Raw genomic sequence first — 2,228 nt, 5'->3', positions numbered from 1 at the left:
CAACGCCTCATGGCACGGAACTTCGACCGCCAAGTCGCGGAACTCCAGGTCCGTATCGCCGTGCTCAACGGCTACACAGCGCTCGGCATACCCGTCACGGAAGCAGTGGGATAAGTCCGTCCGGGGAAAGGGGAACCTCGGCCATCAACCGATTTGTGCAACAGAGCCCGGCGAAGGGCTTCGATGTCTTTACCGTCACGGCACGCACTGAAATTGCCGGAAACGTCAGGTGGATGGCGAACGAGATCCTGTACCCCTATCACGGTGAGCAACATCAGATCGCGGAATGCATTCAGGCGGTCTGGAATCTCGTCGCGCGGCGTCCGTTCGGTGCCTATCCAACCAAATCGGTTCTTATCATCGATGAAGCTCAGGCCATGAAGCCTTCCGTTCTGGAGTCCTTTCGCGGCCTGTTCGACATGGGGGAAAAGGCAAGAATGTTCGGAGGCGAGAAACCCGCATTCGGCATGATCCTCGTTGGAAACGGGACCTTTCTGAACCGCGCGGGCGAACAGAACAAGGTCGCCTATGAACCTCTCATGCAACGGTTCGACATCACCCAAGAGTTTGGGCGTCCCACGCGGGCGGACTATGGGCTTTTTGTTGACGGCCTTCCGGGCTTGGATGTCCAGATCCGAAAGGAGCTGGTTGAACTCGGCATATCAAAGGGAAGCATAAGGGCTGCCGCAAAAATCTGGCGCTCCGCCACGCGTTTGCCCGATGGTCGGATGCCTTCCGCTGATCATCTGCAGACGATTTCAAAGATCAAAGAAGGTGTTTGAAATGGGTGTGAAATTCACATTGAAGACGGACCTGACCGAAGGAGAGGTCGAAGGGCAATGCCTCTTCGTTGCTTTCTCCGAACCTGACGCGCATGAGGATCTTGCCAAGGCTGCCGAGATCTTTTCGGCCTATACGCGACAGCAGTTGGAAGAGCTGAGCTTCCACAAGGCGCGCCTGGACAGCGAAGGTGTCGCGGACAAGGAAGTCGCGGCATCGTTGCTTGCGCTATACGAGAATGCGGAGACGGCCCGGCGGGCCTCTGAGGTCGTTGACGCGTTCGTATCCGCTCTGACTCCCTTTGGGCCGTTTTACAAGGGGAGGCTGCAATGACCATTCAGCGAGGAACCCGGAGCTACGTCGAGGTCGACCGGCTTGAATGCCGGGATCAGAGAAACCGTGCCGAGGAATTGCAGCAATCCTTATATCATGCCGCTCGGGTCATGGACGCCATTGCCGTTGATCGTCTCGATCATGATCTTGCCATGCCGGTTGCATATTTCACCACACAGGCGCTGGAATTTATCGCAGACGGACAGGCGGAAGACGCATCGAAATTCATGATCGAGTTTTGCCGTTGCATCCGTGAAGATAGCTATCTCTCGGAAGTCGGTGCCGAAGCGAAAGGAGACCGTCATGCCGATCACGCGTAATCAGCAAAAACTGATCTTTGTCGCCAGGTCGAGGCTACGGCTGACCGAGGCGCAATACCGCGCGGCGCTGGTGGAGATCGGCGGGGTGTCCAGCGTGACCGAGCTGGATATCGAGGGCTTCGAGGCGCTCATGGGGGTCTTCGAATACCTGGGCTTTGCTCCGGCCACGCCAAAGGGGCGCAGCTTTGGAGACCGGCCCGGCATGGCCACCATCGGCCAGATCGAGCTGATCCGGGCGCTCTGGCAGGAATACACGCGCGGCAAGGCCGGGGAAGACGCGCTTGGCAAGTGGCTGGAACACTACTGGCAGGTTTCCAGCCTGCGGTTCCTGCGCAAGGAAACGGCACCCCGCATCATAACGGCGTTGAAAGCCATGAAGGCCCGCGCGGCCTGACCCTTTCAAACCCGACCGAACGGGCGGTGCAGGATCTGCGCCGCCCTTTTCGCATGGACTCGCTCAGAGAGCCGCTGAGCGCCCTCATGGCCTTGCGGCAGGCCTCTGCCCCCCGTCGAATCCGCTGACACCGTTTAAATTCGGCTAAAAACCGTTGAAGAATCGAAATGCGTTGCCGGTGGATGCGGCCAGATGTGGCCGAACCGGCACCAGGGGCCAAACAGGGCCGATTGCGCGAACCTCCCGATGCGACGGACATCATGTCCGCCGAATCCCTTTCGCGGCCCGTTTCCTCAGCCCCGCAAAACCATTGCGGGCTGCGTCCCGTCCGGGGCTTTTCCTGCATTGTCCGCAAACAAGCTGACAGGAAAAACCGCCGATGCTCGTCAACGAACACTCCC

Annotated in this window: 4 protein-coding genes and 1 pseudogene; all 5 read left to right on the top strand. The window is 58.9% G+C overall.

The window, feature by feature from the left end:
- Nucleotides 1-114, top strand: a pseudogene (locus QO034_RS23210) (IS5/IS1182 family transposase); the annotation flags it as partial.
- On the top strand, nucleotides 111-782 hold the full coding sequence (locus QO034_RS23205) for an AAA family ATPase (RefSeq protein ID WP_407696813.1): 672 nt from the start codon (nucleotides 111-113) through the stop codon (nucleotides 780-782). The pseudogene QO034_RS23210 and the gene QO034_RS23205, both read left to right, overlap by 4 nt.
- 7 nt (nucleotides 783-789) lie before the next feature.
- Complete coding sequence (locus tag QO034_RS23200) at nucleotides 790-1,113, top strand: hypothetical protein (RefSeq protein ID WP_284487868.1); 324 nt, start codon at nucleotides 790-792, stop codon at nucleotides 1,111-1,113.
- Nucleotides 1,110-1,433, top strand: coding sequence for a hypothetical protein (locus QO034_RS23195; protein WP_284487867.1), 324 nt, complete (start codon nucleotides 1,110-1,112; stop codon nucleotides 1,431-1,433). Before QO034_RS23200 ends, QO034_RS23195 begins: the two co-directional genes overlap by 4 nt.
- On the top strand, nucleotides 1,417-1,827 hold the full coding sequence (locus QO034_RS23190; RefSeq protein WP_284487866.1) for a regulatory protein GemA: 411 nt from the start codon (nucleotides 1,417-1,419) through the stop codon (nucleotides 1,825-1,827). The genes QO034_RS23195 and QO034_RS23190 overlap by 17 nt, the downstream gene beginning before the upstream one ends.
- Nucleotides 1,828-2,228 lie beyond the last annotated feature (401 nt).

This window comes from Sedimentitalea xiamensis (assembly GCF_030164465.1).
GTDB lineage: Bacteria > Pseudomonadota > Alphaproteobacteria > Rhodobacterales > Rhodobacteraceae > Sedimentitalea > Sedimentitalea xiamensis.
This window is presented reverse-complemented; position numbering and strand designations above follow the sequence as displayed.